Below are 15,025 nucleotides of genomic sequence, written 5' to 3' on the forward strand. Positions count from 1 at the left end.
TTTTAAAATTATGGAACAATTAACTCAGTTTGCCCCTTTTTTATTAATGTTTGTAGTAATCTATTTCTTTATGATTAGACCACAACAAAAAAGAGCTAAAAACGAAAAAGAATTTGAAAGCAGCTTAAAAGTAGGCGATAAAATCGTTACTAAAAGCGGACTTCATGGTAAAGTTGCTGAGCTTGCAGATACTACTGTTGTGATAGAAACAATGGCAGGAAAATTAAAAATGGAGCGTTCTGCAATTTCTATGGAAATGAGTGCTGCAGTTGCAAAAAAATAATCCTGAAAGGATCAAGATATAAGCTTAAGCTTAAAAAAGCCCTGATTTTTCAGGGCTTTTTTTTTATTTGTATTTGTCATTCAAGCCGATATTTTTTAAAATCATCGGCTTTATTTTTTCTATTCTGGATCGTTTGGTTTCTTCTCTTTTTGCGGTTTCAATGTATTCGAGAAATTCGTGTTGCTTATACGGAGAGAATTTTTGAAAAGCTTCCGCCAAAGCAATATCTTGTTTCAATTCTTTATTAAAAAAATCAGAAACAATCTTTTCTTTTTTTTCAGGTTTGGATCTTTTTCCTTGCTTTTCATTTTCAATTGCCTCGAAAATATAATTCAAAACCTCTTTTTCATTGACTTCTTCCTTAGATGAAAAACGCCATTGTCTTAAAGATTTAGTGATTCCTTCTTGTGCATTGACTAATACTTTTCTTTTGTCTTTGAGAAAAACACCGTTAAAAAACCAAATCGTAAAATAATTTTTAAATCCTCCTATTCCCACTACATTTTTTCCGTTGAGCACATAAACGGTTCCGCCCCATTTTGTAGTTTCAACAAGTTCTGTTTTATCAAGAATTGATTTCAAAAGAATTAATTCTTCTGACCATTGATTGATCTTGTTCCAGGAAGATGTGTTGGCTTTTGGAGTATCCAATTATTTTTTCTTTTTGGATTTTGAGACTTCTAGTCCAAAGTTGGGCATTGTCGTTAATTCAGCGATTTTCATAATTACGTTTACCGCTTTTTGCATGCTTTCTACAGGAATATATTCGTATTTTCCGTGGAAATTGTGCCCACCAGCAAAAATATTAGGACAAGGCAATCCCATGTAGGACAATTGAGAGCCATCAGTTCCACCACGAATTGGTTTTATTAATGGTTTGATATCAAGTTCTTTCATGGCTTTTTCAGCAATGTCTACAATATGTTTTACAGGAGTTACCTTTTCTTTCATATTGTAATATTGATCTTTGATTTCGGCTGTAACGATATCTTCACCAAATTGTTTTGCAAATTTCTTGTTGATTTTTCGGGTGATTTTTTCGATCAATTCTTTGCGTTTTTCGAACTTTTTCTTGCTGTGGTCTCTAATGATTAATTCCAAAACGGTTTCTTCGATGCTTCCCGTTAGGTGGTGAACATGGAAAAAACCTTCATAACCTTTGGTTTCTTGTGGGGTTTCTCCTTGAGGTAAAGCATTGATAAAATCATTGGCAATCAACATAGAGTTGATCATTTTTCCTTTGGCATAACCGGGATGAACACTTTTTCCTTTGAAGGTGATTTTGGCTCCAGCCGCATTAAAGTTTTCATATTCTAATTCGCCTACTTGGCTTCCGTCCATGGTATATGCCCAGTCCGCGCCAAATTTTTCTACATCAAAATGATGCGCTCCGCGACCAATTTCTTCATCTGGCGTGAAACCAACTCTAATTTTTCCGTGTTTGATTTCTGGATTTTGGATTAGGAATTCCATTGCGGTTACAATTTCGGTAATTCCAGCTTTGTCATCTGCTCCCAGTAAGGTAGTTCCGTCAGTAGTAATCAAAGTTTGTCCTTTGTAAAGCAATAAATCTTTGAAATAACTCGGCGATAAAATGATGTTTTGTTCAGCGTTTAATACGATGTCTTTTCCATCATAATTCGGGATAATTTGTGGTTTTACATTAGCACCGGTAAAATCTGGAGTAGTATCAAAGTGAGAAATAAAACCAATAGTAGGTACCTCATGGTCTACATTGCTTGGCAATGTGGCCATAATGTATGCTTTGTTGTCTATGGTAACGTCTTGCATACCAATAGCTTTTAGTTCTTCTACTAATTTATTGGCTAGATCCCATTGTTTTGCTGTGCTTGGTGTTGTATTTGAATTTGGATCTGATTCCGTGTCAATGGTTACATAACTGATGAAACGGTCTGTAATATGTTGCATAAATTGTTTTTTTTAATGAAGTACAAATATAAGGTTTATTTGTAAAATGAGCTTTTTGAAGGGAATTGTTGTTTTTTATGATGACATTCTTTTTTTTGGAGTTGAAAAGCTTAGATAATTGTCAAAAGAATAAATTAGTTTCTAAATATTTAATTATCGACTAGATAGTTTTACTTTTGCAGCACCAACACAATAAACATGTATAAATTAATAATTCGCCCGATACTTTTTTGTTTTGATCCAGAAAAAGTACATTATTTTACTTTCTCATTAATTCGATTTACGTCTAAAATCCCTGGATTTACGTCTATTTTTAAATCCCTTTATTTGGTAGAGGACAAACGATTGGAAACCGAAGTCTTTGGATTAAAATTTAAAAATCCTGTGGGCTTAGCTGCCGGTTTTGACAAAGATGCCAAGTTGTATAAGGAGTTGTCTAATTTTGGTTTTGGATTTATCGAAATAGGAACCTTAACACCAAAAGGTCAGGAGGGAAATCCAAAGAAACGTTTGTTCCGTCTCAAAGAAGATTCGGCCATCATCAATAGAATGGGATTTAATAACGGTGGAGTTCTTGAAGCGGTAGAGCGATTAAAAACAAACAATGGTGTTTTGATAGGTGGAAATATTGGAAAAAATAAATTGACTCCAAACGAAGAGGCAACATCGGATTATGAAATCTGTTTTGACGCTTTGTACGATTATGTTGATTATTTTGTGGTGAATGTAAGCTCACCTAATACGCCAAATCTTCGCGCTTTGCAGGATAAAGAACCTTTGACCCAATTATTACAAACACTTCAAAATAAGAATTTGGCCAAGCCAAAGCAAAAACCAATTCTGTTGAAAATTGCTCCGGATTTGACTGATGAACAATTATTGGATATTATCGATATTGTAAAAGAAACTCAGATTTCGGGAGTGATTGCGACTAATACAACTATTTCAAGAGAAGGTTTGCAGTCTGAAAATAAGACTGAAGCAGGAGGTTTGTCTGGAAAACCTTTGACAAAAAGATCCACGGAAGTTATTCGTTTTTTATCACAAAAAAGCAATAAAGCTTTTCCTATCATTGGTGTGGGGGGAATCCATTCTGCCGATGATGCAATCGAAAAACTGGAGGCTGGCGCTAGTTTAGTGCAATTGTATACTGGTTTTATTTATGAAGGACCTGCTTTGGTAAAAGCAATTAATAAAAAGATTTTAGAAAGATTGAGGTAATTCTTCCTTTCTGGTACCATAAAATAGTTCAAAAAGGGACGATGGAAATGAATTTTCATCGTCCCTTTTTTGTTTAGGATCGTATTGAAGATTTATTCTAAAGTGAGATTTATCAAATTTTGAGTCAATTTGCTGAAATTTAAAATGGATAATTTAGAATTGATAATTGTTTTGCTATCTTTGAAAACCTATGGAACCAATAAAAATTATAGAATGTCCGCGTGATGCCATGCAAGGTATTAAGCCTTTTATTCCTACAGAAAGAAAGGTCGCTTACATACAATCTTTACTGCGTGTGGGCTTTGATTCTATTGATTTTGGGAGTTTTGTTTCGCCAAAAGCAATTCCGCAAATGCAGGATACAGCCGAAGTTTTGGCACAACTGGATTTGTCTCAAACCACAAGTAAATTGCTGGCGATAATTGCCAATACTAAAGGAGCCGAAATTGCTTCTGCGCATGCAGAGATCCAGTATTTAGGTTTTCCATTTTCTATTTCTGAGAATTTTCAAATGCGAAATACGCATAAAACAATAGCCGAATCTTTAATCAGCCTGCAAGAAATTCTGGAAATTGCTACTAAAAGCAATAAGGAAGTGGTTGCTTATTTGTCTATGGGTTTTGGTAATCCGTATGGTGATCCTTGGAATGTGGAGATTGTGGGGGATTGGACTGAGAAATTATCTAATATGGGAGTGAAGATTCTATCGCTTTCAGATACTGTGGGAAGTTCGACTCCAGATGTGATCCAGTATTTGTTTTCGAATTTAATTCCAAAATATCCTCAAATTGAATTTGGTGCCCATTTGCATAGCACAGCTGATAAATGGTTTGAAAAAATCGATGCTGCCTATAAAGCGGGTTGTCGCCGTTACGATGGTGCGATTCAGGGATTTGGCGGTTGTCCCATGGCTAAGGACGATTTGACAGGAAATATGCCTACGGAAAAATTATTGTCTTATTTTACGGCAAATAAAGAAAATACTAAACTGAATCCTTTGAGTTTTGAAAGTGCTTATAATGAAGCTTCTAAATTATTTGGAGAGTTTCATTAGGGACAATTTTTTACAATTATAAATAGAAAATGAAATTATACCGCTTACATAAAATTTTACTGACGCTGTTGCTGGCCATCTTTTTTTCTTCTTGTAGCAGTGATTTAGATTTTAATCAAGTCAATAACTTGAAAATAGAACCTGTTGTTGTGGCTAATCTAAGCTATTTTGATCTTCCTGCCAATGCTTTTGTCGAGAATGGAATAGAATCTGATGTGGCTTTCCAAGCACTGGATTTTGATCTTTTTCGAGATAAATATTTTAGAAGTTATTTGCAAAGAGCCGATTTTTCCTTTGAAATGACTAATACTATAAATAGGGCTTTTCGACTTAATATTATTTTATTTAATCAAAATGATCAGCCTCTTTATACTATTCCTTTTAGTGTTCCTGCTTATGCGGGAAATGCTGTTGTTGTAAGTAAAACGGATATTTTTGAAGGTGTTAAATTAGATTTATTGAAAAGTTCCAAAAAAATGGGTTTTCTAATTGTAATGGCTTCAGGGCCTGTTTTGAATGAGAATAGTGTGGGAAGTTTAAAAATGCGTTCTAGCGCAACCGTTTATTTGACAATAGAATGAGAAAAACCTATTTATTTTTGCTTCTATTGGTATCGATTAGTTGCTTAGCCCAAAACAAACAAGTTTTGTATAATTTCACCTCGGTTCCTCAGTCCTTATTGGTTAATCCGGGAGCTGATTTTAAGTATCAATATTATTTTGGAGTTCCAATGCTCTCCGGGGTTTCTGCCAATATGGGATCTACCGGATTTTCAGCTTATGATTTATTCGCTAATAACGGAGTCGATTTCAATACTAAATTGCGGGATGTTGTTTTTTCGACCACAAGAAAAGATCATTTGGCATTAAATGAGCAACTCGAAATTTTTAATGGTGGTTTTAAACTAGGGGATTGGTTCGAAAACAAAGGTTATATCTCGTTTGGAATGTATCAGGAATTTGATTTTTGGAGCTATATGCCTAAGGACTTAGCTATTCTTGCTTTGGATGGAAACAAAGATTATATAGGAAAGGTATTCAATTTAGGGGATTTAAGTGTAAAATCAGAGGTGGTTTCAGTTTTGCACGTGGGTTACCATAAAAATGTTTCTGAAAAATTGATCCTTGGAGCGAGAGCAAAAATTTATTCCAGCGCTTTTAATGCCACTTCCACTAAGAACTCAGGATATATTTATACGATTCCCGGTACGACAACGGCTTATGAGCAACTTATTTATTCGCGTTTGAGACTCAATACCTCTGGAATCGCTCAATTTACTGCTGAAGATTATGACGGAGATATAGCTCGTGATATTAGGAAAAAAGCACTTTTTGGTGGAGACTTGGGACTTGGTTTCGATGTAGGATTTACGTATTACCCGCAAAAAAACATGCAGTTGACAGCCAGTATAATTGATGTAGGTTTTATAAAACACAGTAAGAATGTTGAGAATTATACTTATGAAGGGTTTTATAAATATGAGGGAATGAACCCTAATTTTAGTACGGGAGGTTCAGTAGAGAATGTCTATGACGAGTTCAAGAATGCCATTCCTTTGGATACATTATATACCAAATATACGACTTGGAGACCTACAAAGTTGAACGCTTCTTATCAATATTCTTTTGGAACTAGAAGAGACGAAGACTGTGTGTGTACCGGTCAGGATAAAGAGTATAAAAATGCAGTGGGCGCTCAGTTGTTTATGATGAGTACGCCAAGAACTCCAATAACAGCTTTAACGGCCTATTATAGAAGAAGTGTTTTTAATAAGATGCAAATGAAAGCGACTTATACCTTAGATTCGTATTCCTCCAAAAATATAGGTTTAGGATTATCGGCTGATTTAGGGAAATTTAATATGTATTTCATGGCAGATAATCTTTTGGAATACAAAGATCTTTCGAAAGCCAATAGTCTGTCCTTTCAATTTGGATTTAATTTTATTTTTAAAGACAGCAATGAACCGTATTAATTAGTTTGTTTTTCGGAATTGATGTTTGCTTTATTTTGTTATGAAGTGTTCGTGAGAAATGGTTTTCAAAAATGATAAAAGACTGTTTTCAAATGCTTAATTTCAAAGGATTGTTTTTCTTCTCTTTTTTAAATTAAAATAATTTGCTATATTTGCACGCAATTCAACTAGAAATTGCAACATGATAGCACACAGCTCAAAGATTATCGGTGAAGGTTTAACTTACGATGATGTATTATTAGTTCCTAACTACTCCAATGTGCTTCCTCGCGAAGTGAGCATTCAATCCAAATTTTCAAAAAACATATCGCTTAACGTTCCTATCGTATCCGCAGCTATGGATACTGTTACCGAAAGTGCTATGGCAATTGCTATGGCTCAAGAAGGTGGAATAGGTGTTTTACATAAAAACATGACTATCGAGCAACAAGCTGCCAAAGTACGTAAAGTAAAACGTGCCGAATCAGGGATGATCATCGATCCGGTTACTTTACCACTTACTTCTACTGTAGCTGATGCAAAAAATGCGATGAAAGAATTTGGAATTGGTGGAATTCCTATCGTGGATGAAAACAAAATTCTAAGAGGGATTGTTACCAATCGTGATTTGCGTTTTGAAAAAAACAGTTCCAGACCTATTGTTGAGGTAATGACCAAAGAAAATTTGGTTACCGTTGCCGAAGGTACTTCTTTAGAGCAAGCCGAAGTGGTTTTGCAAGGACACAAAATTGAAAAACTACCTGTGATTAATGCAGCTAATGAATTAGTAGGATTAATCACTTTTAGAGATATTACTAAATTAACTCAAAAACCAATTGCCAACAAAGACGTTTACGGACGTTTGCGTGTTGCGGCAGCCATTGGTGTTACTGGTGATGCAGTAGATAGAGCAGAAGCTTTGGTAAACGCCGGAGTAGATGCTATTATTATTGATACCGCTCACGGACATACGCAAGGTGTGGTAAATGTATTGAAAGAAGTAAAAGCCAAGTTTCCTCAAATAGATGTTATTGTAGGTAATATTGCTACTCCAGAAGCCGCTAGATTCTTAGTGGAAAATGGTGCCGATGGGGTAAAAGTAGGAATTGGACCAGGTTCTATTTGTACTACTCGTATCGTTGCAGGTGTTGGTTTTCCTCAGTTTTCAGCTGTTTTAGAAGTGGCAGCAGCCTTAAAAGGTACAGGGATTCCTGTAATTGCTGATGGTGGAATTCGTTACACAGGAGATATCCCGAAAGCAATAGCCGCAGGAGCTGATTGTGTGATGCTAGGATCTCTTCTTGCAGGAACTAAAGAATCTCCGGGAGAAACTATTATTTTCGAAGGAAGAAAATTCAAATCATATAGAGGAATGGGTTCTGTTGAAGCCATGCAAGGTGGGTCAAAAGACCGTTATTTCCAGGATGTTGAAGATGATGTAAAAAAACTGGTTCCGGAAGGAATTGTGGGACGTGTTCCTTACAAAGGAGAATTGAACGAAAGTATGTTGCAGTTCATTGGAGGACTTCGCGCCGGAATGGGATACTGTGGTGCTAAAGATATTCCTACATTACAGGAAACCGGACGTTTTGTTCGTATTACCGCAAGTGGGATTAATGAGAGTCATCCGCACAATGTTACCATTACAAAAGAAGCGCCTAATTATTCCAGATAATTTTTTAGCTTATAAAATATAAATAAGGCTGTCTAAAAGTATTGAAAACTTTAAGACAGCCTTATTTTTTGAGCTTTTATAGGATTTATTCTTTGAACAAAGCTGACATTAATTTCTTGTCACCTACCACCCAAAGGATATCATTTTTTTCCAAAACTAAATTCGATTCGGGATTTAATAAACGTTTTCCATTGCGTTCAATACCCACGACCATTCCATTAGTTTTTTCTCTTAGTTGGGATTGACCAATACTTTTACCAATAAACTCATTTTCTTTTTTTAGTTCCAGTTGTTGGAGACTGATTTGATCTTCTTTTACGGCATCCGGAACTTCAATTTCGTTCTGGTGCAGATATTTTTTAAAATCTTCCACCTGAGCATCGGTACCGATGATGCAAATTTCATCACCGGGAAACAAACGCTCCTTTCTATTCGGAATTTTTACCATAATTTCCCCCCTTTTGATGAAAGCAACATTGATTCCCATTTGTTCCCGAATACGCAATTCCTCTAAGGTTTTACCGGCAATATTTGATTCTTTGGCAATTTCAAAAGTAGTCATGTGACCATCCCAAGGAGTTAAATTAGCATAACGACGGTCCACTTTGGCAACTTCTCTATCGTTCAGATTTTTTAGAAAATGATTTTCTATTTTTAGGTATTGCTCATGAAGTTTTTTTGGAAAAAAGTAATAAATGGCAATGGCACAAATCAGGGCTATAAAGGCGATTCCCGGAGAGAAAAAGATATTTAATAAGAATCCGATGTAGAAAATGGCCAATCCAATTCTAAATAAAATCATCATAATGATGGGAGCTCTGTATTTTCGGTCATCCAATAAAGACTGTACTTCTTTGACAGCAACACGTCTTAAAGACAGTGCCCATAAAAAAGGGGAAATAGCAATGATTGTAATCAAGGCGGCAATAGCATTACCGAATTTAGAGTGTTCTACCAGAGGCAAAATCATTTTGGAAGATAGCAAAATGATGGCTGTGATAATAATGGTGTGGAGTACAATTTGAACCATATAAGCTCTGATGACTACCTGCCAAGTAGTGACTAATTTTATGGATTGAGCATTGGCGCTGTAACGTGCAATTCTTTTTATCCATCTTCGAGGTAGTTTCCTTTCGAGAAATTCCGAAAAAGGCGTGGCAAATTTCACCATGAAAGGCGTGGTAAAAGTTGTTACCGCCGAAACAGCAACAACGATAGGGTATAGAAAATCACTGGTAACATTAAGTGTCATTCCTAATGTTGCGATAATAAAGGAGAATTCTCCTATTTGAGATAAACTCATTCCCGTTTGAACAGATTGTTTTAGTGGTTGTCCGGAAATCAAAGCACCTATTGTAGAACTTATTGATTGTCCCAAAATAACGACAAAAGTCAAAATTGCAACGGGTAAAGCATATTCATAAAGTGTTTCCGGATTGATTAGCATACCAACCGATACGAAGAACACCGCTCCAAATAAGTCTTTGACAGGTTTTACTAAATGTTCGATGTGTTCCGCTTGGGTAGTTTCGGCAATGATCGAACCCATAATAAAAGCGCCCAGTGCGGGAGAAAAACCAACATTATCAGCCAGAATTACCATCATCAAGCATAAGGCTAGTGAGATGATTAACAGCATTTCATCTGTCAATATATTTTTTGCTTTCTTAAGTAAAGTGGGGATAAAAAATATTCCGGCAACAAACCAAATGGTAAGGAAAAAAACTAGTTTTAAAACAGATTGCAGCAATTCTCCACCCGAAAATTGTTGGCTTACCGCAATAGTAGAAAGCAATACCATCATTAAAATGGCAACGATGTCTTGGACAATTAGGGAGCCAACAACTATTCCCGCAAATTTTTGTGCTTTTACGCCCAGCTCATCAAATGTTTTTAGAATAATTGTTGTGGATGAAATAGAGAGGATTACGCCCAGAAAAATACTATCCATCTGTTTCCAGCCTATCCATTGCCCTACCAGATAACCTATGGCGATCATGGTGACTATTTGAGTGACAGCGGTGATGGAGGCAGTTCCGCCTACTTTCATCAACTTTTTAAAGCTAAATTCGAGTCCTAAGCTGAATAATAGAAAAATCACTCCAATTTCGGCCCAAACTTCAACGCTGCTAACTTCTTTTACTGTAGGGAAAAATAGAAAATGTGGTCCTGCTAAAAAACCGGCTACTAAATAACCTAAAACCAAAGGTTGTTTTATTTTTTTAAAAAGTAATAAAGCCAATGCTGCAGTTATCAAAATCAATCCAAAGTCGCTAATTAAAGGCTGTAAATTATGCGTTGCACTCGCTACTGTTTCTACTGTATTCATAGGTGTTTGCCTTTGTTTAATGTTTTTTTGTGTAATTGGTAAGGTATAAAATTAAACTTTATTTTTGAGATTTAATTTTAGTTAAAAGGTCTTTTTTGAAATTAAAATTCCCGTTGAAAAGAGTTTTTCTGTTCTTCTTCAACGGGAATTTATGAGATTTTAATTTTTTATGAACTTAGATTCCCAAGAAATTGCTAGGTGTAATTTGCATTAATTCGGCTTTAATTTCTTCTGACACATCCAGTGTAGCAATAAAGTTATGGATGGCATTTTTGTCAATTGCTTCATTAGTTCTGGTCAATCCCTTCAATGCTTCGTAAGGATTTGGGTAAGCTTCACGACGCAAAATCGTTTGAATGGCTTCGGCAACAACTGCCCAGTTTTTCTCTAGATCTTCGTGGAATTTCGATTCGTTCAATAACAATTTGTTCAATCCTTTCAAAGTAGCTTCAAAAGCAATGATGGTATGTCCCATTGGAACACCAATGTTTCTCAAAACGGTGCTGTCAGTCAAATCGCGTTGTAATCTTGAAATAGGTAATTTAGCTGATAAATGTTCAAAAATTGCATTCGCTATTCCTAAATTTCCTTCAGAGTTTTCAAAATCAATCGGGTTCACTTTATGTGGCATCGCCGAAGATCCAATTTCTCCTGCTTTGATTTTTTGTTTGAAATATTCCATCGAAACATACGTCCAGATGTCTCGGTCTAAATCTATGATGATCGTGTTAATTCTTTTTAATGCATCAAAAAAAGCTGCAAAATGATCGTAATGCTCAATTTGAGTTGTTGGGAAAGAGTGGTGTAAGCCAAGGTTTTCTTCGACAAATTTACCTCCAAATTTTCTCCAGTCAATTTGTGGATAGGCCACATGATGTGCATTGTAATTTCCGGTAGCTCCGCCAAATTTAGCGGCAAAAGGAACATTAAATAACAAACGCATTTGCTCTTCCAGACGCTCTACAAAAACCGCAATTTCTTTCCCTAAACGAGTAGGAGAAGCCGGTTGTCCGTGCGTGCGTGCCAGCATTGGAATGTCCTTCCATTCAGTGCTTAACTCTTTCAGTTTTGAGGTCAAAGTAATCAAAGAAGGCATGTACACTTTCTCGAAAGCTTCTTTGGTAGAAAGTGGAATAGCGGTATTATTGATGTCCTGAGAAGTCAATCCAAAATGGATGAATTCTTTGTATTGGGATAAACCTAATTTTTCAAAAGCATCTTTGATGAAGTATTCTACCGCTTTTACATCGTGGTTCGTCACTTTTTCTGTTTTTTTGATCCAAAGAGCATCTTCGGTAGAGAAGTTTTTATAAATATCACGTAAACTGTCAAATAGATTTGGGTTTACTTCTTTTAATTGTGGCAAAGGAACTTCGCACAAAGCAATGAAATATTCAATTTCAACTAATACGCGGTATTTTATTAAGGCTTCTTCAGAGAAAAAAGGAGCCAGTGAAATAGTCTTGTTTCTATATCTTCCGTCAATTGGCGATATAGCGTTCAATTCGTTTAAAGTAGTCATTGTTTTGTTGTTTGTTCGAAAAGCACAAATATAAACCTTTAGAAACAAATTTGAAAAGGAATGGTTTTTAAATAAACGCGATTAGCTTCTTTTTTAATGTTTCCATTCCTTGGGAAGCCACTTCTGGAATAATATCCAATGGATTTCTAATAGTAGGAATTTTATTTGGTTTGGGGTCAATGTAGAAAACCGGAACATCAGCAGCGGTAAAATCGATCAATCCGGCAGCCGGATACACCTGTAATGAAGTGCCGATAACGGCAAAATAATCGGCGGTTTTGGTTATGGCAATCGCTTCGTCCAGAGCGGGAACTTCTTCGCCAAACCAAACAATATGCGGTCTTAATTGGTTTTGATTGCTGTCGAAATCACCAAAATTTAAATCTTCAGTCCAATCGAGAATGTAATTTGGGTTTGCTGTACTTCGCACTTTTAATAATTCGCCATGCAAATGCAGTACTTCTTTGCTGCCGGCTCGTTCGTGTAAATCATCTACATTTTGGGTAATGATATGCACCTCAAAATGATTTTCTAATTCGGCTAGAATTTGATGACCTAAATTGGGTTGTACTTCCTTGAGCTGCTGCCTTCTTTTGTTGTAAAAATCCAAAACTAAGGCAGGATTTCTATTCCAGCCTTCGGGTGTGGCCACATCCATGACATCATGGCCTTCCCAGAGTCCATCGCTGTCGCGAAAGGTTTTGATGCCACTTTCGGCACTGATTCCGGCTCCGGTCAAGACTACTAATTTCTTTTTCATGATTTTTTATTATTATCTGTTCATTCCCACAAAGGAGGAATTTTCTAATTTGCTGTCAAAATGTGATTTCCCGTTTGTCGACAGGACAAAATTACTATATTTATTTAAAAGTCTTTTTTAGTATTTTTGCCAACAAAACAATATAAAATGGTCGATATCGCTTACCTTGATTTCCTTGAAAATATACTGACAGATAATCGTAAAGAACGCTTTTTGAATGTTTTGGGAAACAGAACCAATCATTTTACGGTTGTTGTAGAAGACATTTTTCAAATGCACAATACCAGTGCGGTAATGCGCAGTTGTGAAGTTTTTGGCATCCAAGAACTGAATGTGATCGAACAGCGTTATGGTAAAAGGATTGATAAAGAAATCGCTATGGGAGCTCAAAAATGGGTCGATATCAATAAATTTGACAACGTAAGTAATTGTGTAGATACGTTGAAAAATAAAGGATACCAAATCATTGCTACAACACCACATGAAAATGATTGCTTGTTAGAAGATTTTGATATTTCAAAACCCAGTGCTTTGTTTTTTGGCACCGAAAGAGACGGTTTGTCTGACGAAATATTAGAGCGGGCAGATGGTTTCCTGAAAATACCGATGGTGGGTTTTACCGAGAGTTTGAATATCTCCGTTTCGGCGGCGATTATCATTCAAAATCTAACCAATCGTTTGCGAAACTCCAATATCGATTGGCATTTATCCGAAGAGGAAATTTTGGTAAAACGCCTGGCTTGGGCCAAAAATTCCATAAAAGACATCAAAAGAATAGAAGCGCGTTATTACGAAGAGAATCCAAAATAATTTGTTTTTAGCGGTATAATAAATGATCCGCTTCGCAAAGTCAGGGAATTTTGACAGCAGCTACACTTTGCGGGGCTGAGCCGTCTACTCGATTAGGCGATGTATCAATTATTGATAATGTTTTTTCGTTTTGTTAGTTTCTTTTTAAGTTTAATCAACTGTTCCACACTTAAAGGTATCCCTTTCGATATTTAACATCTTAAACATCATTAAAAAGTCATCTTTTTTAGTATTATAATCTGTTTTTCCGTAGCTAAGATAAATGGTTGTTTTTAAGTCACTTTTAATTATAAACTTCTTTTTAAATGGTTTACATTTTCGGGCATAAAATTTCATATAGATAGTATTATCAACAATGTCTTTAGGATTCAAATAAAAAATGTCAATTCCATTAAAATCAGAACAACATTTCGCTTGAATTCTTTTATTGCCAGAGTATACTTCAGTAAATGTTCCGATTAAAGTGTCTTTAGTGTTTTTTTCGATAGTTAATAAGTCTATTCTAAAGTCTTTTTTAAACTTTTCTGTTTGCCCAAATATTGATAAACTAAAAAGTACAAATAATGTGTAAATAGTATTTTTCATTTTAAGTATTTTTCAATATTTATTATTTTATCTTATTGAACAGTAAGTAACATCATTTCTTTACAATTCTCTCAATTTTTGGAATTATATCGCCTAACACCCCGCTGCTAGCCGTCTCTGGCGGGCAAAGCGAGAGCTGTTATTTTCTTACTAAGATAAATGTTTTTTGTGAATTTATATTTCCCTTTAAAATAATCCAGTTTCGTTTGCAATAAAATTTAAAATTGTGCAAAGTCAGAGACGTTTGCGCAGCAGCTACACTTTGCGGATCGGGTTGTTAATTTTACCTTAGCTCCTTTTCTAATTGGTCTGGATTTTGTCTTGAGTCAAAAATGCTGATGATTTCAATTTCTTTTTTGTCAACATTAACTCTGTAGTATAAAATAGTTTGTTTTGTTACTACACATTTAAAAAGACCTTTAAATTTGTTTGATTGTGGGCAACTTTCAGGTTGATTTGAAATTTGTTGAATTTTAGAAGATAGCTTTTTAATAAAATCATTTCGAACTTTTAAGCTCCAATTTTCTAAAAGAAAATCATTTAATTTTAAAAGTTTGTTTTGAGCTATTTCTGATAAAAAGACTTTCACTAAGAAATTTTTTTCAAGAAGTCGTTGAACTCAATTCTTTTTCCTTTATTTAATTCTTTTATTCCTTTTTCAATTTCTTCTTGCTCAGAAACACTCAATTCATCCCAAAAATCTACTTTTTCATTTTGAATGAATTCTGTGATTTTTTCAATGAATTTATCATTCTCAATGTTGAGAATTATTTTTACCAATTCTATTTTAGAAGATTGAATGTCCATTTGATTTATTTCTAAGAATCAAAGTTACGAAAAAAATCAACATGACAGTTTTCATTATCTTGGCTTTCTGACAAAGATATGCAGCAGCTATACTTT

Annotated in this window: 15 protein-coding genes; 7 read left to right on the forward strand and 8 right to left on the reverse strand. The window is 35.2% G+C overall.

What is annotated here, in order from left to right:
- Window positions 1–10 precede the first annotated feature (10 nt).
- Complete coding sequence (gene yajC, locus BUB25_RS05195; RefSeq protein WP_072941187.1) at window positions 11–283, forward strand: preprotein translocase subunit YajC; 273 nt, start codon at window positions 11–13, stop codon at window positions 281–283.
- 63 nt (window positions 284–346) lie between these two features.
- Here yajC and BUB25_RS05200 read toward each other — a convergent pair whose 3' ends face one another.
- A complete protein-coding gene (locus tag BUB25_RS05200) occupies window positions 347–934 on the reverse strand; it encodes a YdeI/OmpD-associated family protein (protein ID WP_072941190.1) in 588 nt (195 codons plus the stop codon).
- Window positions 935–2,212: a peptidase T gene (gene pepT, locus BUB25_RS05205; RefSeq protein ID WP_072941193.1), complete on the reverse strand. Its 1,278-nt coding sequence runs from the start codon at window positions 2,210–2,212 to the stop codon at window positions 935–937.
- A gap of 198 nt (window positions 2,213–2,410) precedes the next feature.
- On the opposite strand from pepT, the gene BUB25_RS05210 reads away from it, so the two are divergent.
- From BUB25_RS05210 to guaB, 5 genes are all read left to right on the forward strand, one after another.
- Entirely contained in the window at window positions 2,411–3,433 is a 1,023-nt protein-coding gene (locus BUB25_RS05210; protein WP_072941196.1) for a quinone-dependent dihydroorotate dehydrogenase, read from the forward strand.
- 190 nt (window positions 3,434–3,623) lie between these two features.
- A complete protein-coding gene (locus BUB25_RS05215) occupies window positions 3,624–4,487 on the forward strand; it encodes a hydroxymethylglutaryl-CoA lyase (protein ID WP_072941199.1) in 864 nt (287 codons plus the stop codon).
- Between the two features lie 29 nt (window positions 4,488–4,516).
- Window positions 4,517–5,068 carry a hypothetical protein gene (locus BUB25_RS05220; protein WP_072941201.1) on the forward strand — a complete coding sequence of 184 codons (552 nt, stop codon included), beginning with the start codon at window positions 4,517–4,519 and terminating at the stop codon, window positions 5,066–5,068.
- Entirely contained in the window at window positions 5,065–6,462 is a 1,398-nt protein-coding gene (locus BUB25_RS05225; protein ID WP_072941204.1) for a DUF5723 family protein, read from the forward strand. Before BUB25_RS05220 ends, BUB25_RS05225 begins: the two co-directional genes overlap by 4 nt.
- 181 nt (window positions 6,463–6,643) lie before the next feature.
- Entirely contained in the window at window positions 6,644–8,116 is a 1,473-nt protein-coding gene (gene guaB / locus BUB25_RS05230) for an IMP dehydrogenase (RefSeq protein WP_072941207.1), read from the forward strand.
- Window positions 8,117–8,201: 85 nt separating this feature from the next.
- Here guaB and BUB25_RS05235 read toward each other — a convergent pair whose 3' ends face one another.
- The 3 genes from BUB25_RS05235 to BUB25_RS05245 all read right to left on the reverse strand — a co-directional run bounded on the left by BUB25_RS05235 (window position 8,202) and on the right by BUB25_RS05245 (window position 12,727).
- Entirely contained in the window at window positions 8,202–10,445 is a 2,244-nt protein-coding gene (locus tag BUB25_RS05235) for a cation:proton antiporter domain-containing protein (protein ID WP_072941210.1), read from the reverse strand.
- A gap of 175 nt (window positions 10,446–10,620) precedes the next feature.
- Window positions 10,621–11,967, reverse strand: coding sequence for an adenylosuccinate lyase (gene purB, locus BUB25_RS05240; RefSeq protein ID WP_072941212.1), 1,347 nt, complete (start codon window positions 11,965–11,967; stop codon window positions 10,621–10,623).
- Between the two features lie 67 nt (window positions 11,968–12,034).
- Window positions 12,035–12,727, reverse strand: a complete 693-nt coding sequence (locus BUB25_RS05245; RefSeq protein WP_072941215.1) for an SIR2 family NAD-dependent protein deacylase — start codon at window positions 12,725–12,727, stop codon at window positions 12,035–12,037.
- Between the two features lie 147 nt (window positions 12,728–12,874).
- Between BUB25_RS05245 and BUB25_RS05250 the strand changes: the two genes are divergently transcribed.
- Complete coding sequence (locus BUB25_RS05250; protein ID WP_072941219.1) at window positions 12,875–13,537, forward strand: TrmH family RNA methyltransferase; 663 nt, start codon at window positions 12,875–12,877, stop codon at window positions 13,535–13,537.
- Between the two features lie 150 nt (window positions 13,538–13,687).
- Here BUB25_RS05250 and BUB25_RS05255 read toward each other — a convergent pair whose 3' ends face one another.
- The 3 genes from BUB25_RS05255 to BUB25_RS05265 all read right to left on the reverse strand — a co-directional run bounded on the left by BUB25_RS05255 (window position 13,688) and on the right by BUB25_RS05265 (window position 14,929).
- The gene (locus tag BUB25_RS05255; RefSeq protein WP_072941222.1) at window positions 13,688–14,122 is read right to left on the reverse strand and encodes a hypothetical protein; all 435 of its coding nucleotides are present in this window, start codon (window positions 14,120–14,122) and stop codon (window positions 13,688–13,690) included.
- Between the two features lie 283 nt (window positions 14,123–14,405).
- Entirely contained in the window at window positions 14,406–14,711 is a 306-nt protein-coding gene (locus tag BUB25_RS05260; protein WP_072941224.1) for a type II toxin-antitoxin system RelE/ParE family toxin, read from the reverse strand.
- Window positions 14,711–14,929, reverse strand: coding sequence for a hypothetical protein (locus BUB25_RS05265; protein ID WP_072941227.1), 219 nt, complete (start codon window positions 14,927–14,929; stop codon window positions 14,711–14,713). Before BUB25_RS05265 ends, BUB25_RS05260 begins: the two co-directional genes overlap by 1 nt.
- Window positions 14,930–15,025 lie beyond the last annotated feature (96 nt).

Origin of the sequence: Flavobacterium granuli (assembly GCF_900129705.1) — a bacterium.
Classification (GTDB): domain Bacteria; phylum Bacteroidota; class Bacteroidia; order Flavobacteriales; family Flavobacteriaceae; genus Flavobacterium; species Flavobacterium granuli.